This is a genomic window from Salinicola lusitanus (assembly GCF_003206045.1).
GTDB lineage: Bacteria > Pseudomonadota > Gammaproteobacteria > Pseudomonadales > Halomonadaceae > Salinicola > Salinicola lusitanus.
The window spans coordinates 622,797-647,097 of the sequence record NZ_PZJM01000004.1; the positions used below are offsets into that span (position 1 = coordinate 622,797).

Sequence of the window (24,301 nt, forward strand, 5' to 3'; positions counted from 1 at the left end):
AGCCGGGCCTAGTCGCCGGTCGCGACCGGCCTGGCAGGGTCGCGAATCCACTCGCTCCAGGAACCCACGTAGAGCCGCGGCAGCGGCAATCCGGCAACGGCGTAGGCCAGGATGTTGTGGCAGGCGGTCACGCCGGAGCCGCAGTAGGCCGTCACCGCTTCGGCCCGGGGCAGCTCCTCCGCCAGCCGCTGTGGCGATTTGAAGTGACCGTTCCCATCGAGGTTGTCGCTGCAGGGCCGACATGTCGCCCCCGGAATATGGCCCGCGACGGGATCGAGCGGTTCTTCGACCCCACGAAAGCGGGACAAGGCTCTGGCATCCACCAGTTGTCCGCCTCGTTCCAAAAGCGCGCCCACCGGGATCAGCGCCTGGTCATCGAACGCTGGGCACCACTGGCTCCGCCCGCCCGGTTCGGCGGCGGTCTCCACGAGTTCGCCCGCTGCCAGCGTCCATGCGGTCATGCCGCCGTCAAGGACACGAACGGCGGGATGGCCCGCCCAGCGAGCGATCATCCACCATGCCCGTGCTGCCGCCAGTTGCCCCCCGTTGTCGTCGTAAACCACGATGGATCGTTCGGGAGTGACGCCCATGGCTTGAAGGGTGGCGGTGAACGCGTCGTGTGAGGGCAGCGGGTGGCGGCCACCCTCGCCCGGCGGTGCCGAAAGATCTCGTTCGAGATCCAGAATGAGACTACCGGGAAGATAGCGACGGGCAGGCAGCGATTCGTCGCCCCGGGACGCGCGACAATCGAATATCAGCGGCGGTTGATCGCCGCCAAGAGTGCGCTGCAACTCTTCCACCGTCACCAGCACGGATGCGTTCATCACTTCCTCCCCAAGCGTCGTCGATCGAAAGACAGTCTGGCCCATCACGAGCGTTTCGTCAGCGGCGCGCGTGCGGCGATCAGGCGGCGGCGACCGGCCGAGGCGAAGCGCACGTCGATCACCGGGTTGGCGGCATTGCCCTCGACCACCAGCACCTCGCCATCACCGAAGCTGGCATGTCGCACCCGATCTCCGACCTGCCACGGCGCCACGCTGACCTCGGCAGCCGGCGCTGATGGCACCGGCTGACTGGCGTGCAGCGTGAGCGACCGTCCCAGGTGTTCCAGATCCGCGCTCGCCTGGCCGATGCGCGCCAGATAGGTACCGATCATTTCCGGCTCGCGAACCGTGACGCCGGTCTCGCTGCCGCTGCGGATCGCCCGGTCGATTCGACCGCAGTCCTCCACCGCGGTCTCGTCGAGGAACCGGCTCGGTCGGTGATCACCGCCATCCTGAACCAGCAGCAGACGCTCCCTGGCTCGGGTGATGGCCACGTAGTAGAGCCGTCGCTCCTCCTCCAGCCGCTCCGGCGAGAGTGGGTTGTCGCGGCTGAAATGGGGGAAATCCTCCTCGTTGAGCCCCCACACCGCAACCAGCGGCCACTCCAGCCCCTTGGCGCCGTGCACCGTGCTGATCAACACGCCGTCCGGGCGATTCTCGACCGGATTGCGCAGCAGTTCGATGAACGCCTCGGGATCGCTGGCCAGCTCCCCCGCCTGCTCGATCAGCACGTCGAGCAGACGCACGTCGTCATCGCCCTTCTCGCGACGCGCCGCCGAACGACGCAGAATTTTTTCGGCATCGATGGCGTCGACCACGTGTTCGAGCAGCTTGGCCGGCGGCCACGATGCCAGCTTGGGAAGCTCGCACAGCAGCTGCCACCGCCTCTTGAGGTGCCGGCGCTGACCGGGTTTGAGGCCCGCCAGAACCGAAGATTCGCGAGCCGGCCACTGCTGGGTGCGGACCAGTTCGTCGACCAGCCGGCGTACGCGCTCCTGGGCCACGAAGGTCGTCGGCTGCGAGAACAGCAGCGCCAGATGGGCGGGATCCTGCAGCCGCTGCGGCTGGCGGGCCAGCTGAAGATAGCCCGCCAAGGCCTGAACCAGTGGCAACCGGAACACGAAGCGCTCTTCCTGCGCCAGCCGAAACGGCACGCCGGCTCGCAGCAGTTGCAATTGTACCGAGACCGACAACGACCAGCTGCGCACCAGCACGCAGGCTTCGTCGCTGTGTCGACCCGCCGCGTGCCAGCGCTGCAGTGTCTCCAGCAGCGCGCTGGCACCGACGCCGGTCTGGACCTCGGTCAGGGGGTTGCCGGGGGCCGCCAGACAGAGCTGGTCCCAGCGCTGACGGTTGTGACGGATCGCGTGATTGGCGGCCAGGGCCAGAGCATGGCCGTGTCGGAAAGTGTAGGAGAGCGGGTACTCGCTGGCATGGCCGAACAACCCGTCGAAGCGTGACAGCATCGCGTCGGGCCGCGCACCGCGCCACTCGTAGATGCACTGATTGGCATCGCCCACCGCCATGACCTGGGCCTGTTGGCCGGCGAGGATCTTGAGCAGCCGTAGCTGGGCCTCATTGATGTCCTGATACTCGTCGACGATCACATGCCCCAGAAAACCTTCGACCCGTCGGCGCGCGTCCGTGTGCTCTTCGAGACACCGCAACGGACGATGGAGGAGGTCCGCGTAGGTCATCTGCCCGGCGGCTTCGAGCAGCGACTCCACCACCTCGAAGGCATCGATGAAGTGCCGCTCGCCGGCGGCATAGTCGAGCTTCTCGAACAGTTCGGCCGGCGTGACGACCTCCGCCTTGACCAGATCGCAGAACTGGCCGAACGCCTCCAGCCGATCCGCGTCCAGGGCCGCCTCGCGAGTCTCGCCATCGGCCGATGCCAGGCTCTGCATCACCGCCTGCCGCAGCAGCCGTTCCCGCTGCCAGTCGGCCTGCAGCAACTGGCGCGGCGGCAGGTATCCCCAGCGCGTCAGGCTCTGGGTCAGGCGATGACCGATCGAGTGGAAGGTTCGTACCTCCGGCAGCGCCACGTTCGGCGGCGCCTCCCGGGTCAGCTTGGCGCGGAAGTCGTCCCTCGCCGCGCGATTGAACATCAGCACCAGAATGCGCCGCGGATTCTCGCCGTTGGCGAGCAGGTGCAGTACCCGCTTCACCAGGGTGGTGGTCTTGCCGGCGCCGGCTACCGCCGCAACTCGCGCGTGGCCGTGACGATGGCCGACCACGGCGCGCTGTTCGGCGGTCAACCCATCGGCGGGCGCCTGATCCGACAGCATCGAGGGATCCCGATCGTTCATGGCGCCCCGTCGTCGAACCGGCCCAGCACATGCCATACGCCGCCACTCCACAACCCCATCTCGTCGTCACGCCGCTCGGCCAGTTCGACCCAGCGGTAGAACAGGTTGCGGTGCAGCCGCGCCCGCAGACCGTGGCGAACGGGCAGTGCCGGCAGGAGATCGCCCCCCGGGCCGCTGAGCAGCGTCAGACGATGGGTCGCATCCAGCGGCACCCGGTCGCCACCGGCGGTGACCGCGACCCAATCGGCATCGACCCGATCGGCGTCGGTGATCAGCAGCGGCAGATCCTCGACGACGATACGGAGTTTCTCCGCGGGGGTGACCAGATAGTAGTCGCCATCGGCTTCCCGACGGAGCACCCGGCTCAACAGTTCGACCAGCGCGGGCCGCCGTATCGGCGAACCCTCGTGGATCCAATCGCCATTGGCCGAGATGGTCAGGTCCATGTCGCCGCAAAAAGGCGGATCCCACTGCGCCAACGGGGGGATCGACTGGGGATCGAACTGCTGGAACAGCGTGTCGAGTTTCATCGTGCCCTCCTCGACGGCGCGCCGGCGCCGTTGCCTGCATTGTCGCCGGTGAACGCGCTCACACGAACGGGTTGTCGGCCTTCCCCTCGGGGGCGCAGCCGGGGAACAGCCGATAGAAGTTGGCTCGGGTCTGCATCGCTACCTCGTCGACGGTGATACCTCGTTCGTGGGCAATGCACTCGGCAACCTCGACCACCCACCGTGGCTCGTTGGGGTGGCCGCGATGGGGGACCGGCGCGAGGAACGGACTATCCGTCTCGATCAGCAGACGATCCAGCGGCACCTGTCGAGCCACGCCGCGCAACGCCTCGGCGCTGGCGAACGTGACGATACCCGACAGTGAAATATAGAAACCCAGCCTCAAGGCCTCCCGGGCCATCTCCAGGTCCTCGGTAAAGCAGTGAAGTACCCCGCCCACCTTCGGATCGACATGCTCGCGGATCAGGGCCAGCGTCTCGTCACGCGCCTCACGGGTATGGATCACCACCGGCAGCTCGAGCTCCCGGGCCGCGCGGAGATGGGCGACGAAGCGCTGGCGCTGGGTCTCTCGCGGTACGCTGTCGTAGTGAAAATCGAGGCCCGTTTCGCCGATGGCCACCGCCCCGTAGCGGTCGGCACAGGTCTGGATCGCCTCGCTGTCGGGCTCCTGGGCCACCTCGTGGAGCGGATGCAGGCCGACGCTGATGTCGACATCGTCATGGCGCCGCGCAATCCCGGCCAGGTTGGGCGCCCCTTCCAGCGACGTCGAGATCGCCAGGAACCGCCGGACACCCCGGTCCCTGGCGGCTTCCAGGGCCGCGTCGAGATCGCCGCCGTAGGGCGTCAGATCGAGGCGATCGAGATGACAGTGAGAGTCGACGAACATGAAGATTTCCAGGGTAGAGAATAGATAGACACGAACGCTCCGCGTCGAGGCCACCATCGGCAACGTCGACGCGCTCAGGATCGCAGCAGCGCCGACCAGCGAACCAGCCAGGCCTCGAGCACCAGCTGCGGATTCGGGTTGCCACCCGCCGCCAGCAGTCGACGCTGCTCGCGGGCATAATCCAGCAGCCGGAACCAGTCGCGCACACGGGCGTTCTTGACCGCCTGGCGATACAGCGGCAGCAGATCGCCGTTGCGCACCCTGCTGGGGTCCCCCGACAGGCCGAGCCGGATCAGATCCTCCAGCCAGGCGATGCCATACCATAGTATGCGGTCGAGCGACTGCGCATCGAGCCTGGCCGCTTCCCCCACCGGCTCGCCGCCGCGCACCAGCGCATCGAACAGTTCGCGTAGATCCTGGCGCAACTGCCGCGCCTCCGCGCCGGCCAGCTCCTCGGCCAGCAGCGGCAGCCCCCCGGCCACGCTCAACCAGAAACGCGCCTCGTCGCCATTGCCCAGGCGTTCGCGCAGCCAGGGTTCGGCCACCTCAAGCGGGGGCACGGCAAGGCTCCAGTGCTGGCAACGGGAGCGAATGGTCGCCAGCAGCCGCGACGGCGTATCGGATACCAGGATGAACAGCGTCCGATCGCCCGGCTCCTCGAGACTCTTCAGCAAGGCGTTCGAGGCAGCGACGTTCATCGCCTCGCCCGGCTCGATGCGGATGACCCGGTAGCCGCCCTGCTGGGCAGTCTGGGCGACGAAACCGTTGACCTGGCGGATCGCGTCCACGCGGATCTGGCGGGATTTCTCGGCTGGCATCACCGTCAGCAGGTCGGGGTGGTAACCGGCCGCCAGCATGCGACAGCTATGGCACTCGCCACAGGCCAGCTCGCCGGGGTCGCGGCACAGCGTCCGCGCGATCAGCGCTTCGGCCAGCGGCTGCTTGCCGATGCCGCTGGGTCCGGAGAGCAGCAAGGCATGAGGCAGACGACCGCCATCCTGCAGTTCGACCAGCTTCCGCCATCGGTCGGTCTGCCACGGCAGCGGGCTCATAACCATGCCGACACCCGCCGGTCGAGGCAGCGTTCGATTTCGCTCTGGACCGCATCCAGCGCGGGACTCGCATCGATGATGGCGAACCGCTCGCTGTCACGAGCCCGTTCGAGATAGGCCGACCTGACCGACTCGAAGAAAGCTTCCCGCTCGCGCTCGAACCGGTCGAGCTGGGCGCCGCGACTGACGACCCGCTGCGCCGCGACGCCGACAGGCATGTCCAGGAGCAGCGTGAGATCGGGCTGCAACCCGTCCTGGACCAGGGTTTCCAGGGTTCGAATGCGCTGGCGATCCAGCCCGCGCCCCCCGCCCTGATAGGCGAAGGTGGCATCGGTGAACCGATCGCAGACGACCCATGCGCCCCGGGCCAACGCAGGCCGGATACGCCGGGCGAGGTGCTGGGCCCTGGCGGCGAAGACCAGCAGCAATTCGGCGTCGTCGCTCCAGGCCTCTTCCCGCGTGGGATCCAGCAGGAGGTCCCGGATCGCCTCGGCGCCCGGGGTGCCGCCAGGCTCACGGGTGCGCACGACTTCGATGCCCTTCGCCGCCAGCCAATCGCAGACGAAGGTGACATTGGTCGTCTTGCCCACTCCTTCGCCACCTTCCAGCGTGATGAATCGGCCGCGCCGCTGTTCGGTATCACCTGCGTTCATGCGGTGTCGTCTCGTCGATAAATGGACCGCGAACTCAATCGCGATTCAGGATGTAGCGGCGGACGGCAGCGTTGTGCTCCTGCAGCGTCCGCGAGAACTGATGCGACCCATCCCCCTTGGCCACGAAATAGAGGGTGTCGCCCGCGGCGGGATGGACGGCGGCCTCGAGCGACCCGAGTCCGGGCATCGCGATCGGCGTCGGCGGCAGCCCTTCGATGACATAGGTATTGTAGGCAGTCTGCCGCTGGAGATCGGCCCGAGTGATGTTGCCGACATAGCTGTCGCCCATGCCGTAGATCACGGTCGGGTCGGTCTGCAGGCGCATGCCTTTCTGCAAGCGCCGGACGAAGACGCCCGCGATCTCGCCACGCTCCGCCGGCACCCCGGTCTCCCGCTCGATCAGCGATGCCAGGATCAACGCCTGATACGGCGTATCGATCGGCAGGTCGTCGTCGCGCTCGTCCCAGACGCTCGCCAGCGTCTGCTGCATCCGGTCGAAGGCGCGGCGCAGGATCTCGAGGTCCGTCACGCCCTTGTGATAGCGGTAGGTATCGGGAAAGAACTGCCCCTCGGGGAAGGTGTCCTCGTGTCCCAGCGCGGCCATGACTTCCTCGTCGCTCATCGCCGCCGTTCGATGGGCGAGCTTGGCGGCCTTGTCCAACTGGGCGCGCATCTGCCGAAATGTCCACCCCTCGGGAATGGTAAGCCGATAGGTGACGACCTGATCGCTGGAAAGGTGCGCGATCAGTTGACGGCCACTCATGCCCGGATCGAGCTCGAACTCCCCCGCACGCAGGCCTTGGGTCGCCTCGGGTGCAACGCGGGCCAGCAGCCGATAGGGCCAGGCCGCGTCGATGACGCCGCGCTTCTCGAGATCGTCGATGACGCGGGTGAACGCGGCCCCCCGCGGCACTTCGTAGATCGTCTGCTCATCGAGCGCTATCGGCCCGTCGAGCTGTTTTTGCCAATAGAGGAATCCGCCGAAGACCACGATCGTGGCAAGCAGCAGTATCCCGATCAGAATTTTGAGGAGACGCATGTCCATCCTTAATCGCCGGAAGCCGAGCATCGGCTCCCGGGCATGATACGGGGGGTCAGTCGCTGCGGCTCAGCGGATACCCCAACTGTTCATGGGCGGCCTGCCGGAAAGCATCGCTCGTCGCGAGCGGCCACTGCCTGAGACAGTTGCCGGCGCTGTCATCCAGCCGCCGTATGGGCCACGCGCCCTGGACGCTATTGATCAGCCAGGCGGCATCCGCGGCCAGCAAGGTGTCGAGCCCGACGCGGACCCGATCGATGTCGACGACGGCCTCCAGCGCGTTCAGCAGCGTCCCGTCGACGCCGCAACGATCGAGCAACGGTGTTTCGAGGCGCCCCTCTCGACGCCAGACCAGATTCATCGCCGTCGCCTCCACCAGACACTCTTCCGAATCGAGCAGCACTCCCTCGGCAATGGCGTCGTCCTGCCACTCCTGCCGGGCAAGGACGTTCTCGAGTCGTGCCAGATGCTTGATCCCGGCCAGGCGGGGTTGCCGACCCAGCCGAAGCTCGCAGCAACGAACGTTCACGCCTTCGAACCAGCGTTCGGCAATGGGCTGGAAGGCGGAGACCGTCCACCGCCACCGCGGCTCGGCCAACGCCGGCGGACGATATCCCCGTCCACCGCTGCCCCGGGTGACGATCAGCTTCAGCACCTTGAGGCCAGGCCCGCACTGCGCAGGCAGGGCCTCGAAAGCTGCGAGGTCCGGCCGGGGAAGCGCCAGCCGCTCGATCCCCGCCTGCAGGCGCGCCATGTGCTGCTTCCACAGCTGCGGGCGACCATCGCGAACCAGGATGGTCTCGAACACGCCGTCACCGTAGGCGAGCCCGCGATCGTCCATCGGAAGCGCTGTATCGCGCATGCGCTAGACCTGGGTGAAGATCAGGGACCCGTTGGTGCCACCGAATCCGAACGAATTCGACAGCGTCGTCCGGATCGGCATTTCCCGAGCGTTGTTGGGTACGTAGTCGAGCGTGCAACCCTCGTCGGGATTGTCGAGGTTGATCGTCGGCGGCGCGACCTGATCGCGAATGGCCAGCACGCAGAAAATCGCCTCGACCGCCCCGGCCGCGCCCAGCAGATGGCCCACCATGGACTTGGTCGAACTGACCGCGACCTGACGCGCGGCGTCGCCCATCACCCGCTCCACCGCTCGACTTTCCGCCACGTCACCGGCCGATGTGGAGGTGCCGTGAGCGTTGATGTAATGGATGTCGGCGGGGTCGATCCCGGCATCCCGGATGGCGTTGGCCATCGAGGCCGCCGCACCGCTGCCATCTTCGGGAGGCGACGTCATGTGGAACGCATCGTCGCTCATCCCGAAACCGGTCAGTTCCGCATAGATGGTGGCCCCCCGGCGCTTGGCGTGTTCGTACTCCTCCAGCACCATGACGCCGGCACCGTCCGAGAGCACGAAGCCATCGCGGTCGCGATCCCAGGGCCGGCTGGCCGCCTGTGGGTCGTCATTGCGGGTGGACAGCGCTCTCGCCGCGGAAAATCCGCCCAGGCCCAGGGGCGTGGTCGCCATCTCGGCGCCGCCGCAAAACATCACGTCAGCATCACCGTACGCGATGGTTCGCGCGCTGTAGCCGATATTGTGCGTACCGGTCGTGCAGGCAGTGGTGATCGCGATGTTGGGGCCCTTGAAGCCGTGCTGGATCGCTAGGCTGCCGGAGATCATGTTGATGATCGACCCCGGAACGAAGAACGGCGATATGCGACGCGGTCCACCCTTGTGAAGCGAGTCGTGGTTGCGCTCGATCATGGGCAGGCCGCCGATGCCCGAACCAATGGCGACACCGATGCGGTGTGCGTTTTCCTCGGTGCATTCGATACCGGAGTTGCGCATCGCCTGTGTCGCCGCCGCAACCCCATACTGGATGAACAGATCCATCTTGCGAGCCTCTTTGGGATTGAGATACTCGCCGATATCGAAGTCCTTTACCGCACCACCGAACCGGGTGTTGAAGCCGGTCGTATCGAAATGCTCGATCGGCGCGATGCCACTCTTCCCTGACAGGAGGCTCTTCCAGCTCTCCTCGACCGTGTTACCGACTGGCGTTACCAGCCCCATCCCGGTCACCACCACTCTTCTGCGCGGCATCGAATCTCCTCCGAACTTCCTGATGGCCCTGAAGGCACGATCCGTGAAGCCATCATCGCCTCACGAGACCGAGGACTTCGCCTGGGCCCGACTGGCGCGAATTATACCTGAACAACCCTGGAGATGGGCGTCGCGAACGGTGACTTTGCCCCACCAGTCGCCTCCATGTCCACGCCACCTCGCTCGCCGTGCCCGGGCGCCGTGGCGCAAGCGCTTGTCCCGCCCTCTCGAGAAAAGGCTTTCAAAACGCAGAAAGCCGCTCTCGTGGAGAGCGGCTTTCTGAACATCGGCACGTCCTGCCCGGTGGCATTCTCCGTATCAACGGAGAATACCGGGCTTACTGATGAGCGACGATGTAGTCGATCGCTTCCTGAACGGTCGTGATCTTTTCAGCTTCTTCGTCGGGAATTTCGGTGTCGAATTCCTCTTCGAGCGCCATCACCAGTTCGACGGTATCCAGCGAATCCGCGCCGAGGTCTTCGGTGAAGGATGAGGTGTTCTGGATATCCTCTTCCTTGACGTTCAGGCGTTCGGCAACAACCTTCTTCACGCGCTCTTCGATGGTGCTCATTATGTCGTTACTCCTAGTGGTACGAATCCGCCAGCTAAAAAGCTGCGGGTAGTTTATAGACCGCCCCCAGACGACGCAACCCGCGTCGCGGGAGGATTACCGCATGTTCATGCCGCCATTAACCTGCAGCGTTTCGCCGGTAATATAACCGGCTGCATCGCTTGCGAGAAACCCGATAGCGGCGGCGATTTCCTCCGGCTGCCCCAGACGGGCCAGCGGAATCTGCCCCAGAAGCGCATCCCGCTGAGCTTCCGGCAAAGACTGGGTCATGTCAGTGTTGATGAAACCCGGCGCCACGGCGTTGACCGTAATCGCACGCGAGGCAACCTCTCTCGCCAATGCCCGGGTAAAGCCTTCCATGCCGGCCTTGGCCGCAGCATAGTTGGCCTGCCCCAGGTTGCCCATCATCGCCACGACGGAACTGACGTTGATGATGCGACCGAAGCGCGCCCGCGTCATCCCCCGGAGACTGGCCTTGGAGACACGATAGACCGACTTGAGATTGGTATCGAGGACCGCATCCCACTCGTCCTCCTTCATTCGCATCAACAGATTGTCACGCGTGATACCGGCGTTGTTGACCAGGATGGTCGGCGCCTCGAAGGTCTCGGTGATGCGCTTGAAAAGCGCATCGACACTGGCCTGGTCGGTGACGTCCAGCGCCAGCCCCAGGCCTTCGATGCCCTGAGCCTTGAGATCGTCGTCGATCCTGGTGGCGCCGGCTTCGCTGGTGGCGGTGGCAATCACGATGCGCCCCTGCCGACCCAGCTCATGCGCGACGGCGCGCCCAATCCCACGACTCGCGCCGGTGACCAGCGCAACTCTACGTTCGGTCATGTCATTCATCCTTAAGGCTCTTGTACGTCCAGCGTTTCACGCGCCAACTCGAGCGCAGCCGTCAGCGTATCGGGATCATTGACCGCCAGCCCCTTGGCCTGTCGCTGGATACGCTTGCTCAAGCCAGTCAAGACCTTGCCCGGGCCACACTCGATGAACACGGCAGCACCATCGTCGAACATGGCGTTCACGCAAGCTGTCCAGCGCACCGGACGATAGAGCTGTTCGACCAGCCGATGGCGAAGCGCCTCCGTCGTCTCGGGCACCCGAGCATCGACGTTCTGATAGACAGCATAACGCGGCAGCTTGAACTCCATCGCCCCCATCGCCTGCTCGACCTTCTCGGCGGCGGGCTGCATCAATGCGCAGTGGGAGGGCACCGACACGGGCAGCGGCAGCGCGCGCTTTGCCCCAGCTTCCTGACACAGCGCGATGGCCCGGTCGACGGCGCCGCGGTGGCCCGCAATGACGACCTGGCCCGGAGAATTGTAGTTGACGGCAGCGACCACCTCCGACTGGGCGGCTTCGCGGCAGGCCGTCTCGACCGCCGCGTCTTCCAGCCCCAGAATCGCAGCCATTGCACCTTCGCCCGCGGGCACCGCCTGCTGCATCGCCTCGCCACGCAGGCGCACCAGCCGGATCCCCTCCGCGAAACCGAGGGCACCGGAACAGACCATGGCACTGTACTCGCCCAGGCTGTGGCCGGCCATCATGCAGGGCCGCGGCCCCTCCAGCTCCTGCCACACACGCCAGATCGCCACGCTCGACGCCAGCAGCGCGGGCTGGGTACAAGCCGTCGCGTTGAGTTTCTCTTCGGGGCCTTCCTGGACGACATGCCAGAGGTCGTAGCCAAGCGCTTCCGATGCCTCGTCGAATGTCGTGCGAACTACGCTGTAACGTTCGGCCAGTTCACGCAGCATGCCGACCTGCTGCGAGCCCTGCCCGGGAAAGACCAAAGCCAGTGATTGCGTCATCGCGCTCACCCTTGAAATGGTGGACCGTCGGATCTCGTCGTGTCGCAAGACCCGCTATCCTCTCGATCGTCGGTGACGATCGACGAGATAACAGGCGTCGCCGAGTCGTGAGACCATGCCGCGCGAAGATGGTCCGGCAATCCGACCTCGACTTCACGTACAGCCCGGTCGATGGCGAAGGCGAAGGCCTGGGCACTGGCATTGCCATGACTCTTCACCACGATACGGTTGAGCCCGAGCAGACTGGCACCGTTGTGCCGCACCGGGTCCAACTGCGCCTTGAACCGCATCAGCGCGGGTCGCGCCAGCAGGGTCACCAAGCGTGTCGACCAGTGGGATTCGAAGGTTTCCTGTAGCCGCTTCAGCAGCATCTGGGCCACGCCCTCGCTCGCCTTGAGCACGGCGTTGCCCACGAAACCATCGCAGATCACGACGTCGACCGAACCGGAAAAGATCGCATCGCCCTCGATATACCCGACGTAGTCGAAGTCGCCGCCGCCGCGGGCTTTCAGAAGCGCGTCGGCCTCGCGCACGCGGGCCACGCCCTTGCTCGCCTCGATACCGACATTCAACAACGCCACCCTGGGTAGCGCCACGCCATCGACGACCCGCGCCATCAAGGCTCCCATTCGGGCGAAGTCAACGAGATGTCGGGCATGGACATCGACGCTGGCCCCCAGATCGAGCAGATAACACCGCCCGCCCTTGCGGGTCGGGACCGCGGTACTGATTGCCGGCCGCGAGATACCGGGAACACTTCCCAGCTCCCGCCGCGCCAACGCCACCAGCGCGCCCGTGTTGCCACAAGTGATGCCGGCATCGGCCTCGCCATCCCGCACCGCCGCCAGCATGCCGAACATGCTGGTCGAAGAGGGATCGTCGAGAGCCTCCATCGGCGGTGTGGACTGAAGCACGACTCGCGGTGCATCCACCCATTCCAGGCGCTCGGCCAGCGGCGCCTCCGTCGCGTCGCCGGTCAGCTCCTCGACCAGCGCACGAAGCTCAACCTTCGGACCGAATACCGTGGGCTCGAGTTCCGGATGGCGTTTCAGCGCCAGCAGCAGGCCACCAATAGTCGCGCGGGGACCGAAGTCCCCGCCCATGGCATCGATGGCGATGCGCACTGCTCTTCTACCAAGCGTCCGACGTCTGTTTAAACGTCGACGACCTTGCGACCACGATAGTAGCCATCGGGGGCCACGTGGTGACGGCGATGCGTGGTACCGGTTTCCTGATCCTGGGACAGGGCCGGGGAGGTCAGCGCATCGTGTGCGCGACGCATGCCGCGCTTGGAACGGGTCTTACGGTTTTGTTGAACGGCCATGATATGACTCCAACGTCAATGTCTTCGGGTTCAGAGTTTTCCCTTCAACGACTTCAGCACGTCGAAGGGGTTGTCAGGGCGGGCGGCCTCTTCTACCGAGGCTTCACCGCTGCTCAATTGCTCACGGGAGACGGCACAATCTGCCTCGTCGTGATAGACCACCTGGGGCAGGCTGAGGATCAGCTCGTCCTCGATCGCCTCCAGCAGGTCCAGCTGTTCATTGTCGACCAGCACCGGTTCGTAGTCGCTGGGCACCGTCGCCGCCAGCGCATCGTCGCTGACGACTGCCAGCTTGAAGTGACTGGCGACCGATACCGCCATGGGCTGCAGGCAACGCCGACACGGAATCATTAGATCCGCTTCCAGGTCCCCATCGATCAGATGGCGACGCTGCGTATCGATATCGAACTGCAGCTTGACGACGGCATCGCCCTGCTGCGGCCCGATCTCGATCTTGAGGCGCGCCAGTTTCTCGAGGTCGACAAGCCCCTCGATCGTTTCTTGGTTAGCCGCTGCCCGATAAGGCTCGACGGTCGGGGGAAGTCGTCTGGTCAACATAGGCGCGACATAATAGGGATTTGCCAAGGCCCTGTCAAAGCAGTCGGAACGCGCTATCCTGTCGCCCGACAAGGCACCCCCCGCAGGGGCCAACCACCCTGCCGCTGCCGCGGTGCCGCCTACCCGATTATCAAGGAGCAGCCCGATGTCTCGCCTGGTACTCGCTTCCAGCTCCCGTTATCGCCGCCAACTGCTGGACCGGCTGGGACTCCCTTACGTCTGGTCCTCGCCCGACATCGATGAAACCCGGCGACCAGGGGAAGACGCCGAGAGCCTGGCCCATCGGCTGGCGCTCTCCAAGGCCCAGGCGGTTTCCGCCGACTACCCCGGCCACCTGATCATCGGCTCCGACCAGTTGGCGCTGTTCGACGGCGACATACTGGGAAAGCCCGGCGACTTCGACACGGCCTGCGCCAATCTCCGCCGCTTCTCGGGGCACAAGGTCAGCTTCATGACCGGCCTTGCCCTGATCGATACCCGCAGCGGGCGCCACCGGGTCGTTCACGACACCTACCACGTCTGGTTTCGGGCCCTGAGCGACGCGGAAATAGAGGACTACGTCTCCCGCGACCAGCCCTACGACAGCTCGGGGAGCTTCCGGATGGAAGGGCTTGGCATCGCGCTATTCGAACGCTTCGAAGGTAACGATCCCAACACCCTGATCGGCCTCCCCCTCATCAGGCTATGCGAACTGCTGCGAGAGGCCGGCGTCAACCCACTCGGCGCCGACCTACAACTCCCTCAGGGTAGCTGATAGCGCACTGGCGACGCCGCACTATCCAGACCCAGCCAGTGGGCCGCCGCGCTGGTGAGCTTGTTGGAGACCAGCGACCAGGGATCGAGGGACGGGGTGTAATCCTTGAGGCTCACCTCCCCCAGGCGCGCCCGCGACAGTTGCTCGAGGTTGGCGAGATCATCGACCAGCCCCAGCGACTTGGCCTGCTCGCCGGTCCAGACCAAGCCGGAAAACAGCTCCGGATCGTCGCTCAGGCGGTCACCACGCCCGGCCTTGACGGCCTCGATGAACTGCCGGTGCGTGGTATCCAGCACTGACTGCCAGAACTCGCGCTGCCCCGGTGATATCTGCGAGAACGGATCCATGAAGGCCTTGTTCTCCCCTGCCGTGAAGACACGACGCTCGACACCGATCTTGTCGATCGCGCGCTCGAGACCGAACCCTGCGCTGATGACGCCGATCGAGCCGACCAGGCTGGCCGGCGAGGCGTAGATACGATCTGCCGCCGAGGCCATGTAGTAGGCGCCGCTGGCACCAATGTCCTCGATGACGGCCAGAATCGGCTTGTCGCCCTGGGCCTGGAGATAGCGAATTTCGTCATAGACGCGCTGCGACTGGACCGGGCTTCCGCCGGGACTGTTGACATGCAGCACCACAGCGTCGGCATTGGGATCCCTCCACGCCCGCTGCAGCCCCTTGATGATGCGCTCGGCGTCGGCCTGGCCATTGGCGTCGATGGGTCCGCTGACCTCGACGACGCCAAGATGCCGGCGACTGGAGGACCCGCCGTCGCCCTGGGCCAGAAACATGGCATAGGCACTCAGACACAGTCCCGCGATCACGATCAGCGCGAACAGCAGCCGGAAGAAGATCTTCCAGCGCCGCGACCGTCGCTGCTCGGCGAGCACGCCGCCGACCCACCGATCCATCATCTGCACTTCAGCCAGCCGCACCGTATCGGCGCTGGCCGGTTCGCCATCGCGAGGCGCGCCCGCCGCCTTGCGCCGCTCGGCCTCCGAGCGGCTCAACTCCGGCCCCTGCGTCCAGTCATCCCGTCGATCGTCGCTCATTCTCGTCTCCTTGCTGAATTCCCGCGCCCAGCGCATCTAAAAGGTCGGCAGACGACGACGTCAGTCCAGCAACCACTCGACGACCGACGGAAAGTCATCGGCGACGAACCTGGGGTCGCTGCGCTGCAGCCGCTGACGCTCGTGCACGCCATAGGTCACCGCGATGCGATCCATGCCGATGGCCCTGGCCATCTCCAGGTCATATTCGGTGTCGCCGATCATGACGGCCTCGGCGATGGGCACATCGCACTCGGCCAGCAGCTCCTCGAGCATCTGGGGGTGCGGTTTCGAACGCGTGAGATCGGCGGTACGACTCGCCGCGAACCAGTCGCCGCAGGCTTCGTGACCGAAGACACGATCCAGCCCGCGACGACTCTTGCCGGTGGCGACCGCCAGCCGACACCGGGCATCGCGGCGCAGGCAGCCGATGCCTTCCACCACACCGGGGAAGAACGGGGTCGGTATCCGATCGGCGACCCGGAACTGATGGCCGTAGGCTTCCCGCAATCGATCCTGATCGAGGGCCGTCACCCCCGGAAAGAGCATGGCGACGGCTTCCGGCAAGCCGAGCCCGATGATATTGCGCACATCGGCATCGCTCGGCACCGGCCACTGCAACTCGCGCGCGGCGGCCTGCATGCAAGCCACGATACGCGCCGCCGAATCCATCAGCGTGCCGTCCCAGTCGAAGATCACCAGCGAGTAGCGGCAACGCCGCGATACACGCTCGCCGGCGAGCGCCTCAACCGCCATGACGGGCACGCTCCAGCACCTTCTCCAGCCCCGGCTCCAGCGGCGCTCTCGCCTGCACCGGCCGCCCGGTCTTGGGATCGGGGAAGGTCAGGGTCAAGGCGTGCAGGAACAGGCGATCCAGGCGCAGGGATCGCGCGAGGCGCGCACCCTCGGCGCTACCGTACTTGTCGTCCCCCAGCAGCGCGTGTCCGGCATGCGCGGCGTGGACGCGGATCTGATGGGTGCGCCCAGTGACCGGTTCCGCCTCGATCAACGTCACCTTCGGGAACGTTTCACGCACCGCGAAGCGGGTCCGCGACACCTTGCCATTGTCGTCCACCCGCACCCGACGCTCGCCGTTGCCGGCGTCGTAACGCTCCAGCCGGGCGCTGACGTAGTCGCGCCGCGCCGGCCAGCGCCCCTGCACCAGCGCCAGGTAACCCTTCTCCATCCGGCGCTCGCGCAGCGCAGTATTGAGCGACAGCAACGATTCCCGATTCTTGGCCAGCAGCAGGCAACCCGAAGTGTCGCGATCGAGACGGTGAACGAGCTCGAGGAAATCCAGGTCCTCGCGCACCTGGCGCAGCGCCTCGATCAAGCCGATCTTGACGCCACTGCCGCCGTGCACGGCCAGCCCCGACGGCTTGTTGATGACCAGCCAGTCCGGGCCTTCGATGACGACGCTACCGGCCAGCAGGTTACGCAGGCCCTCGCTGGCCTCCTTCACCGCACTCTCCGGCGCCAGCCTCAGCGGCGGCACGCGAACCACGTCGCCGGTCTGAACGCGGTAATCCGCCTTGATACGCTTCTTGTTGACACGCACCTCGCCCTTGCGAACGATGCGGTAGATCAACGACTTCGGCGCGCCCTTCAGGCGCGTCCGCAAGAAATTGTCGATCCGCTGTCCCTGCTGGGACTCGCTGACCTCGATAAACTGCACTTCCTGGCCTTCGGCCATGCTCGACTCCCTCGACGGCGCTGCGCGGCGACACCAGCGCGCCGCCGGCCGCCATTCTAACGCACGCAGCCGGTAGCGCGAGCTCAATTGCCGCTACCTCGGCATTACTGTTATATTGCGAACTCACTCGGTGGGTTTATCCCCCATCCAGGCGTCAGCGACTGCATAGGCTGGCCGAAGTGAAAAAATGTCTCGATCCTCCAGAGAGTTAACGAAGCCAACCGCTCACGGCTGCTGGAGTGATCAAAACACGTTTGGAACGCCAGGCCCCGACTCGACCGTGCGACTGACCTCAGCTCGCCATGCTCGCGGGAAATCCACAGGTACCAGTGGAAGGCGTCGCCGAACCGAACAATGCCAAGTGATATAGACGGCAGTCTGCAGGACCGGATGCGTCGACGAAAAACGCACCGTGACATGTCCTGCCACCGTTTCGTACTCAACCCATGTTCGTGTAGCGCCCCTAGCAAGCAGGTAATGAAAGCAAAGATGTAATGGTAATGAGCAAGCACGCCACTGGGCTCGACGAGCGTCGACCCGAATTCGCACCGATGGCCGCATCGCGCCGTTCGACCTGCGTTTTTCGGACATTCCCCTCGAGTTCCTGACGCGGGTCTTCAGCGTATTGCACGCTGAGCTCGTTCTGGCACACCCTCTGCGCCTGCTTGCCCTGCCGGGTCGCTACACCAATGTGCGCGAGCACAGCACGACCGCTTGCGGTTCGTCGTCGCCGATTGCAGCACGCCTTCCACCGGCACGCTCAATTAGCGAGACCGTATGAAAAGAATGCTCATCAATGCGACACAGCCGGAAGAGCTGCGCGTCGCACTCGTGGATGGACAACGCCTTTACGACCTGGACATCGAATCCGGTGCCCGGGAACAGAAGAAAGCCAACATCTACCGGGGCAAGATCACCCGCCTCGAACCCAGCCTCGAAGCGGCCTTCGTCGACTTCGGCGCCGATCGCCACGGCTTTCTGCCGCTCAAGGAAATTTCCCGCGAGTACTTCTCCAAGGACCCCTCGGGCCGACCCAACATCAAGGAAGTGCTGAAAGAGGGTCAGGAAGTCATCGTCCAGGTCGACAAGGAAGAGCGCGGCAACAAGGGCGCGGCACTGACGACCTTCATCAGCCTGGCGGGACGCTTTCTGGTCCTGATGCCCAACAACCCTCGCGCCGGCGGCATCTCGCGGCGGATCGAGGGCGAGGAGCGCAGCCAGCTCAAGGATGCCATGGGTCAATTGACCCTGCCGGACAAGATGGGCGTGATCGTGCGCACGGCGGGTATCGGCCGCTCCCCCGAGGAGCTGCAGTGGGATCTCGACTACCTGGTTCAGGTGTGGGATGCGATCACCACCGAAGCGGTCAAGCGCCCTGCCCCGTTCCTGATCTACCGCGAGTCGAACGTGATCATCCGCGCCATGCGCGACTACCTGCGCCAGGACATCGGCGAGGTGCTGATCGACAGCGCGGACGTGCACGAGGAGGCGCTGAGCTTCATCCGTCAGGTGATGCCGTCCTACCAGCAGAAGATCAAGCTCTACACCGACGACGTGCCGCTGTTCTCGCGCTTCCAGATCGAGTCCCAGATCGAGACCGCCTATCAGCGTGAGGTCAAGCTGCCCTCGGGTGGTTCGGTCGTCATCGACCATACTGAGGCGCTGGTCTCGATCGATATCAACTCGGCACGCGCCACCCGTGGCGCCGATATCGAGGAGACCGCGCTCCAGACCAATCTGGAAGCCTCCGACGAGATCGCCCGCCAGTTGCGGCTTCGCGATATCGGCGGTCTCGTGGTCATCGACTTCATCGACATGTCGCCGGCACGTAACCAGCGCGAGGTCGAGAATCGGATTCGCGACGCCCTCAAGCTCGACCGCGCCCGCGTCCAGATCGGCCGTATCTCGCGCTTCGGACTGATGGAGATGTCGCGCCAGCGGCTTCGCCCTTCGCTGGGCGAGACCAGCGGCGTCGTCTGCCCCCGCTGCGATGGCCAGGGCACCATTCGCGACGTCCGCTCCATGGCACTGTCGATCCTTCGCCTGATCGAAGAAGAGGCGATGAAAGAGCGCAGCGCCCAGATTCGCGCCATTCTGCCGGTGCCGGTGGCGACCTACCTGCTCAACGAGAAGCGTAACGTTCTCTCCGACGTCGAGCGTCGCCAGAGCGTCAAGGTTCTGCTGCTGCCGAATCCGGAGATGGACACGCCCCACTACGACGTCCAGCGCCTGCGTGACGACCATGTCTCCGAAGATGGCGACGAGACCAAGTCCAGCTTCGAGCTCTCCGTCGACAGCGACCTGCTCAAGGAGCCGGAAACGACGCTCTCCAAGCCGATCCAGCGCACCCAGGCCGCCGTGCAGACGGTCCAGCACACGGCCCCGGCTCCGGATTCGCTGCATCAGGAACCCGAGAAGAAGGTCGCCCCCCAACCCGCCGCCGAGAGCACGGCCACGCCAACAGCGACGCCGACTCCGCAGGCCCAGGCGGCCAACGGCGGCCTGATGCAGCTCTTCAGGGGCCTGTTCGGCCGCCGCCGTGCCGACGAGGAAGCAGCGGGCTCCAGCGATGCCTCCGGCCAGCGTGATCAGGGCAGCCAGGGTGGCAACCGCTCGGCGGGCGCTTCCCGCAGCAGCAATGCAGACAACGGCTCGGCCAACTCCCGCCCTTCCCGGCCGACGGGCCAGAAGAGCGACCAGCGCAGCGATCGCGATAACAGCGGAAAGCGCAGCGACAGCGCCTCCCGCAGCAATGACGGCAACGCGCGAGGCGACAACAACGCCCGTGGTGGCGATGGCAATCGCCAGGGCAACAATCGTCGCCGTCGCGGCCAGGATGATCGTCAGGGCGGCAGCGACAGCCGTAATGACAATCGCCAGAGCCAGGGTCGTCAGCCGCGTCAGGACAACCGGCAGGACGGTCGCGGCAAGACGGACAAGATCGGCAACGAGGCCAAGGCCGACACCGCGAAGGCCGATACCACCAGCCCTTCCGGCAACGTCAAAACCCCGCGCACCGACAACCGCGACGCCTCGCCCGCGCCCACCGCTCCCAAGGAGACTGGCGAGAGCAAGCCGAAGCGGACACGCAACAATCCGCGCAACCGCTCGCGCAAGCACGCCCTGAACCCGGCAGCCGCCGAGGAGCAGCAGAAGCTGCAGGCGGCAGCGGCGGCCGATACCGGTGACGACGCCAAGCCAGCCGAGTCGGTCGAGGCCGAATCGCTCCAGGATCAGACGGCCTCTTCCGAGCGCCACGCCCCGGTAGCCGAGGCCAAGAGCGAGGAAAGCGAACGCTCGCGCGCCGAACAGGCCGAACCGACCGCGACTACGAGCGAGCCGAAAGAGCCCCGATCCAGGACCAAGACCGCCGAGGCAGCCGCGTCTGGAAAGGCGGCTAACCCGCGGAAGTCGGAGCGGACCAAGCCGACATCCTCCGAGTCGGTCTCGACGGACAGCGCCCCTGAGACATCCGTCCCGGACGAGGATCAGGTAGTCAAGGCGCAATCCGAGGCAGCGACCGAAGCGGACCAGAAGGCCACGCCGACGGAGACCGTTTCGGAAACCAGCCAGCGGGCGGACGATAACGACGTCGCTGCCGACGCCACGGCCGAGTCTTCCGAGCGGTCTGTCGAAGTGCCGGCGACCCCGGCGTCTGCCGAGGCCAGTACGACCGACACCGCCACACCGTCGGCGACCTCTTCGGCAAGCGATGATGCCGCCAGCCAATCGGCGCCTGGCGAAGAGACGTCACAAGCGGAGCGTGTCGAGACCTCACCGGCTCACGAGGCGATCGCCCAGTCGACGGCATCGACCGAGGAGAGCCCGGCGTCGGCAGCTCCCGCCGGACCGATCGCGGATGAGAAGGCAGATCAGCCTGTCCAGGACGTGACCAAGGCCGACGACGTCGCGCCCGAGGAAAACGCACCGCGTGACACCACACCGGTAGCGCCGGTATCCGAAGCGTCGGCAACGCCCGCCTCAACGGAGGAGGACACCGGGACAGCGGCTCCGACCCAGGATCAGGCGCGTCAAGCCGAGGCCAGTGCAACCCCGGCCAATGAGCGTCCGCTCAAGGCCGCGGAAAGCCAGTCTGGTGACGAGAGCGAACCCCGACGACCACGTCGCCGGCGGGCGCATAACGATCCGCGTGAAAAGCGGCGTCGCGAGACCGGCCAGGGCGACAACTGAGTCGCCCCCAGCCACGAAAAAGCCCAGACAGCGATGTCTGGGCTTTTTTGATGCCCGGGGTCCGCGCCCCGATCCATTCCAATACCCAAGCCGGCCTAGAGTCTGTCCGACAGTCGGCGAGCGAAGGCCAGACCGGAGCGCGGAGCCAAGGCAAAATCGGCCAAGACGGACCGGGCTGGCGCACCGGTTTACGGGGTGGAAATGCGTATCTTGACGGGGCGCCGAGCTCGGGCTGGCGTTCCAGCCGATTTTTAACACCGTACTGTCGAGCGCAAGCAGTTTTCGAGGGAGCCCAGCACTCGGTGGCGCGCCTGCCCGCTCAGAGGGCCGCGGTCTGGATGCCGCGAGGCTCGCGTTCGAGCACCACCCCGAACGCCGCCCGCACGGCGCCGACGATTCTCTCGGAGAACGAGAGCAGCTCTTCCAGCGAGCCTCCACCGAAATGGACCAGCACCAGGGCCTGGCGATCGTGGATGCCGAACGCCCCTTCGCGAAAGCCCCGCAGCCCGCACTGGTCGATCAGCCAGCCGGCAGCCAGCTTGACCCGGCCATCCGGCTGCGGGTAATGCGGCATCGAAGGCGCCGCCGACAGCAACCGATCGGCCAGAGACCGCGAGACCAGTGGATTCTTGAAGAAACTGCCGGCGTTGGGCGTGACGAGCGGGTCGGGCAGTTTCTCCCGACGAATGGCGCAGATCGCCTCGAAGATCGCCTGCGCGCTCGATGGGTCGGCAACGCGATCACCGAGGGCGCCGTACCCCAGCTTGGGCGACGGCCGTGTGGAGAGCGTCAGCCCCAACCGGGTGATCACGACCTGGTTAGCCAGTTCGCGCTTGAACACGCTGTCACGATAGCCCAGCTCACACGCCTCCCGGCGCAATCGGCGACGCTGACCGTCTCTTCGATCGACCAGTTCGACCCAATCGAGCACGTCGCCAATCTCGACACCATAGGCACCAATATTCTGTATCGGTGCCGCGCCGGCCAGTCCCGGTATCAAGGCGAGGTTCTCGATCCCCCACAGTTCGCGCGCCACGCAGCGTTGGACCAGCGCATGCCAATTGACGCCAGCGCCTACCTCGACATGCACGGCGCCGCCTTCACCCGCCATGAACGACACGTCATCGAGTTCCGCGCGCAACGTGAGCCCCCCCACCACCGGCGGCAGCAACACATTGCTCCCTCCACCGAGCACCGTGAGGTCCCAGTCGTGGCGATTGGCCAGTTCCACGCCTCGCACGACGTCGCACTCGCGACGGGCGAGCCAGAAACGCTCGGCCCGGCTCGGTAGCGCCAGGGTGTTGGCGTGACCTAGATCGTGATCGACCTGCAGCTCGGGGATCGAATCCGGCATCAGGCGCCGCCCACGCGCTGGCGAAGCGACGCCGTCAGCCCCTCGACGGCAAGCTCGAGTTGATCCAGCACCCGGAGGAACCCCGCCTCGCCGCCGAAATACGGGTCCGGCACATCCGTGTCCGGCTGGTTGGCGTATTGGAGCAGGCGGGAGACTCGTGCGCGACTACCTTCCGGTCGCCGCGCCAGCACCTGATCGAGATTGTCGGTATCCATCACCAGAATCTCGTCGAACTGCGCGAAGTCCTGCTGCGCCAACTGGCGCCCACGCAAGCCACTCAGGTCGACGCCGCGCTCCGACGCCGCCTGGACGGCGCGAGGATCCGGGGCCTGGCCGACATGCCAGGCCCCGGTGCCGCAGGAGTCGATCTCGACGCTAGCGTCGAGGCCCTCGTCCTGAAGCCGCTTTCTGAGCATGCCCTCCGCCGTCGGCGAGCGACAGATGTTGCCCATGCAGACGAACAGGACTCGCCATACGGGACGCGACTCGCTCATGCCCTCTCCCGCTGAGAAAAATGCTGACGCACCCGCTCCAGGTCCTCCAGAGTGTCGACGCCGCCGGGAAGGGACGAAGAGACCGTCGCCACCTGAATGAGATGACCGTGCTGCAGCGCCCGCAACTGTTCGAGCTGCTCGAGCTGCTCCAACGGTGCCGGCTGCCAGTTGACGTAATCGCCCAGAAATCCGGCACGATAGGCGTAGAGGCCGACGTGACGCAGCCAGGAATCCGTCTCGAGCCGTGTCGGCGGCTGGGTCTTCCAGGCATTGCGATCCCAGGGGATCGGCGCCCTGGAGAAATAGAGCGCCCGCCCGCTCAAGTCGGTCACGACCTTGACCACGTTGGGATTGAACAGCGTATCGACATCGTGAATCGGCTCGGCCAGCGTCGATACCGACGCCCGCGCGTCGGACGCGAGACGCGTCGCGACGAGATCGATCGCCGAGGCCGGCAGCAGCGGCTCATCGCCCTGGACGTTGACCACGATGGTCTCGTCCGGCAACGCCAGCTTGGCGCTGACCTCGGCCAGACGGTCGGTGCCGGAGTGGTGATCGTCTCGCGTCATGACGACCTCGGCACCGAACCCCCGGGCCGCCTGTTCGATACGCGCATCATCGGTGGCAATCACGATCCGCGACGCGCTGCTCTCCCTGGCCCGCAACCAGACGTGCTGGACCATGGGCAGCCCGTCGATCTCCATCAGGGGCTTGCCCGGGAGGCGGCTGGAGCCGAAGCGGGCCGGGATCACGACAACAAAATCGCTCATGACGTCGGGGCCGCCTTGCCGAGCTTTTCCTCGGTCGACATGACACGCGCCTCGCTCTCCAGCATCACCGGGATCCCGTCTCGGACCGGATAGGCCAGCCCGCTGACCGAGCTCTTGAGCTCCTGACGTTCGCGATCGAAGGTCAGCTCGCTATGGCTGACCGGACAGATCAACATCGTCATCAATTCCTTATCCATGATCATTCCTTATCGGAGATTCCGAGTACGTCGGCGTGTTCGCCAAACCAGCGCCGAGACATGTCACCATGATCGCGCCATCGCCGCTGATACGCCAGCGAGGCGCGAATCGAATCTGGGCCTCGCAAGACAACGGCCTGCGCTCGGCAAGACGGCGTT

The 24,301-nt window shown here is 65.6% G+C and carries 24 protein-coding genes; 2 read left to right on the forward strand and 22 right to left on the reverse strand.

Features of this window, described 5'->3' with window-relative positions; all coding sequences use genetic code 11:
• Nucleotides 1-8 precede the first annotated feature (8 nt).
• From DOM45_RS10215 to DOM45_RS10285, 15 genes are all read right to left on the reverse strand, one after another.
• Nucleotides 9-824: a sulfurtransferase gene (locus DOM45_RS10215; RefSeq protein ID WP_110600092.1), complete on the reverse strand. Its 816-nt coding sequence runs from the start codon at nt 822-824 to the stop codon at nt 9-11.
• A 44-nt stretch (nt 825-868) separates the two neighbouring features.
• Nucleotides 869-3,133: an ATP-dependent helicase gene (locus DOM45_RS10220; RefSeq protein ID WP_240612354.1), complete on the reverse strand. Its 2,265-nt coding sequence runs from the start codon at nt 3,131-3,133 to the stop codon at nt 869-871.
• Nucleotides 3,130-3,663 carry a DUF1285 domain-containing protein gene (locus DOM45_RS10225; protein ID WP_110600094.1) on the reverse strand — a complete coding sequence of 178 codons (534 nt, stop codon included), beginning with the start codon at nt 3,661-3,663 and terminating at the stop codon, nt 3,130-3,132. Before DOM45_RS10225 ends, DOM45_RS10220 begins: the two co-directional genes overlap by 4 nt.
• A 58-nt stretch (nt 3,664-3,721) precedes the next feature.
• Nucleotides 3,722-4,528: a TatD family hydrolase gene (locus DOM45_RS10230; protein WP_110600096.1), complete on the reverse strand. Its 807-nt coding sequence runs from the start codon at nt 4,526-4,528 to the stop codon at nt 3,722-3,724.
• A gap of 74 nt (nt 4,529-4,602) precedes the next feature.
• The gene (locus tag DOM45_RS10235; protein ID WP_110600098.1) at nt 4,603-5,586 is read right to left on the reverse strand and encodes a DNA polymerase III subunit delta'; all 984 of its coding nucleotides are present in this window, start codon (nt 5,584-5,586) and stop codon (nt 4,603-4,605) included.
• A complete protein-coding gene (tmk, locus tag DOM45_RS10240; RefSeq protein ID WP_110600100.1) occupies nt 5,577-6,233 on the reverse strand; it encodes a dTMP kinase in 657 nt (218 codons plus the stop codon). The genes DOM45_RS10235 and tmk overlap by 10 nt, the downstream gene beginning before the upstream one ends.
• Before the next feature lie 34 nt (nt 6,234-6,267).
• A complete protein-coding gene (gene mltG, locus DOM45_RS10245; protein ID WP_110600102.1) occupies nt 6,268-7,278 on the reverse strand; it encodes an endolytic transglycosylase MltG in 1,011 nt (336 codons plus the stop codon).
• A gap of 49 nt (nt 7,279-7,327) precedes the next feature.
• Nucleotides 7,328-8,134 carry an aminodeoxychorismate lyase gene (gene pabC, locus DOM45_RS10250; RefSeq protein WP_110600104.1) on the reverse strand — a complete coding sequence of 269 codons (807 nt, stop codon included), beginning with the start codon at nt 8,132-8,134 and terminating at the stop codon, nt 7,328-7,330.
• Between the two features lie 3 nt (nt 8,135-8,137).
• Nucleotides 8,138-9,376 carry a beta-ketoacyl-ACP synthase II gene (gene fabF, locus DOM45_RS10255; protein ID WP_110600106.1) on the reverse strand — a complete coding sequence of 413 codons (1,239 nt, stop codon included), beginning with the start codon at nt 9,374-9,376 and terminating at the stop codon, nt 8,138-8,140.
• Nucleotides 9,377-9,713: 337 nt separating this feature from the next.
• Nucleotides 9,714-9,947, reverse strand: a complete 234-nt coding sequence (acpP, locus tag DOM45_RS10260) for an acyl carrier protein (protein ID WP_110600108.1) — start codon at nt 9,945-9,947, stop codon at nt 9,714-9,716.
• Between the two features lie 96 nt (nt 9,948-10,043).
• On the reverse strand, nt 10,044-10,784 hold the full coding sequence (gene fabG, locus DOM45_RS10265; protein WP_110600480.1) for a 3-oxoacyl-ACP reductase FabG: 741 nt from the start codon (nt 10,782-10,784) through the stop codon (nt 10,044-10,046).
• A gap of 11 nt (nt 10,785-10,795) precedes the next feature.
• A complete protein-coding gene (gene fabD / locus DOM45_RS10270) occupies nt 10,796-11,758 on the reverse strand; it encodes an ACP S-malonyltransferase (RefSeq protein WP_110600110.1) in 963 nt (320 codons plus the stop codon).
• 5 nt (nt 11,759-11,763) lie between these two features.
• Entirely contained in the window at nt 11,764-12,882 is a 1,119-nt protein-coding gene (gene plsX, locus DOM45_RS10275; RefSeq protein WP_110600112.1) for a phosphate acyltransferase PlsX, read from the reverse strand.
• 29 nt (nt 12,883-12,911) lie between these two features.
• Nucleotides 12,912-13,082 (reverse strand): 50S ribosomal protein L32, encoded by a 171-nt coding sequence (gene rpmF, locus DOM45_RS10280; RefSeq protein WP_087719813.1) that lies wholly within the window; start codon nt 13,080-13,082, stop codon nt 12,912-12,914.
• A gap of 30 nt (nt 13,083-13,112) precedes the next feature.
• A complete protein-coding gene (locus DOM45_RS10285; protein ID WP_110600482.1) occupies nt 13,113-13,640 on the reverse strand; it encodes a YceD family protein in 528 nt (175 codons plus the stop codon).
• A gap of 145 nt (nt 13,641-13,785) precedes the next feature.
• Between DOM45_RS10285 and DOM45_RS10290 the strand changes: the two genes are divergently transcribed.
• A complete protein-coding gene (locus tag DOM45_RS10290) occupies nt 13,786-14,394 on the forward strand; it encodes a Maf family protein (RefSeq protein ID WP_110600115.1) in 609 nt (202 codons plus the stop codon).
• On the opposite strand, the gene sppA is transcribed toward DOM45_RS10290, so the two are convergent.
• The 3 genes from sppA to DOM45_RS10305 are packed head-to-tail and all read right to left on the reverse strand — an operon-like array spanning nt 14,382 to nt 17,136.
• Nucleotides 14,382-15,446, reverse strand: coding sequence for a signal peptide peptidase SppA (sppA, locus tag DOM45_RS10295; protein ID WP_110600117.1), 1,065 nt, complete (start codon nt 15,444-15,446; stop codon nt 14,382-14,384). The genes DOM45_RS10290 and sppA overlap by 13 nt on opposite strands.
• A 60-nt stretch (nt 15,447-15,506) precedes the next feature.
• Entirely contained in the window at nt 15,507-16,199 is a 693-nt protein-coding gene (locus DOM45_RS10300; RefSeq protein ID WP_110600119.1) for an HAD-IA family hydrolase, read from the reverse strand.
• Nucleotides 16,189-17,136 carry an RluA family pseudouridine synthase gene (locus tag DOM45_RS10305; RefSeq protein ID WP_110600121.1) on the reverse strand — a complete coding sequence of 316 codons (948 nt, stop codon included), beginning with the start codon at nt 17,134-17,136 and terminating at the stop codon, nt 16,189-16,191. Before DOM45_RS10305 ends, DOM45_RS10300 begins: the two co-directional genes overlap by 11 nt.
• Before the next feature lie 777 nt (nt 17,137-17,913).
• Between DOM45_RS10305 and rne the strand changes: the two genes are divergently transcribed.
• Entirely contained in the window at nt 17,914-21,327 is a 3,414-nt protein-coding gene (gene rne / locus DOM45_RS10310) for a ribonuclease E (protein ID WP_110600123.1), read from the forward strand.
• Nucleotides 21,328-21,646: 319 nt separating this feature from the next.
• Here rne and murB read toward each other — a convergent pair whose 3' ends face one another.
• From murB to DOM45_RS10330, 4 genes are read right to left on the reverse strand one after another with little or no spacing between them, the layout of a single operon-like run.
• Nucleotides 21,647-22,681: a UDP-N-acetylmuramate dehydrogenase gene (murB, locus tag DOM45_RS10315; protein ID WP_110600126.1), complete on the reverse strand. Its 1,035-nt coding sequence runs from the start codon at nt 22,679-22,681 to the stop codon at nt 21,647-21,649.
• Nucleotides 22,681-23,175, reverse strand: coding sequence for a low molecular weight protein-tyrosine-phosphatase (locus DOM45_RS10320; RefSeq protein WP_110600128.1), 495 nt, complete (start codon nt 23,173-23,175; stop codon nt 22,681-22,683). Before DOM45_RS10320 ends, murB begins: the two co-directional genes overlap by 1 nt.
• Nucleotides 23,172-23,945, reverse strand: coding sequence for a 3-deoxy-manno-octulosonate cytidylyltransferase (gene kdsB / locus DOM45_RS10325; protein WP_110600130.1), 774 nt, complete (start codon nt 23,943-23,945; stop codon nt 23,172-23,174). Before kdsB ends, DOM45_RS10320 begins: the two co-directional genes overlap by 4 nt.
• Nucleotides 23,942-24,142 (reverse strand): Trm112 family protein, encoded by a 201-nt coding sequence (locus DOM45_RS10330; RefSeq protein WP_187775931.1) that lies wholly within the window; start codon nt 24,140-24,142, stop codon nt 23,942-23,944. The genes kdsB and DOM45_RS10330 overlap by 4 nt, the downstream gene beginning before the upstream one ends.
• Nucleotides 24,143-24,301: the final 159 nt, after the last annotated feature.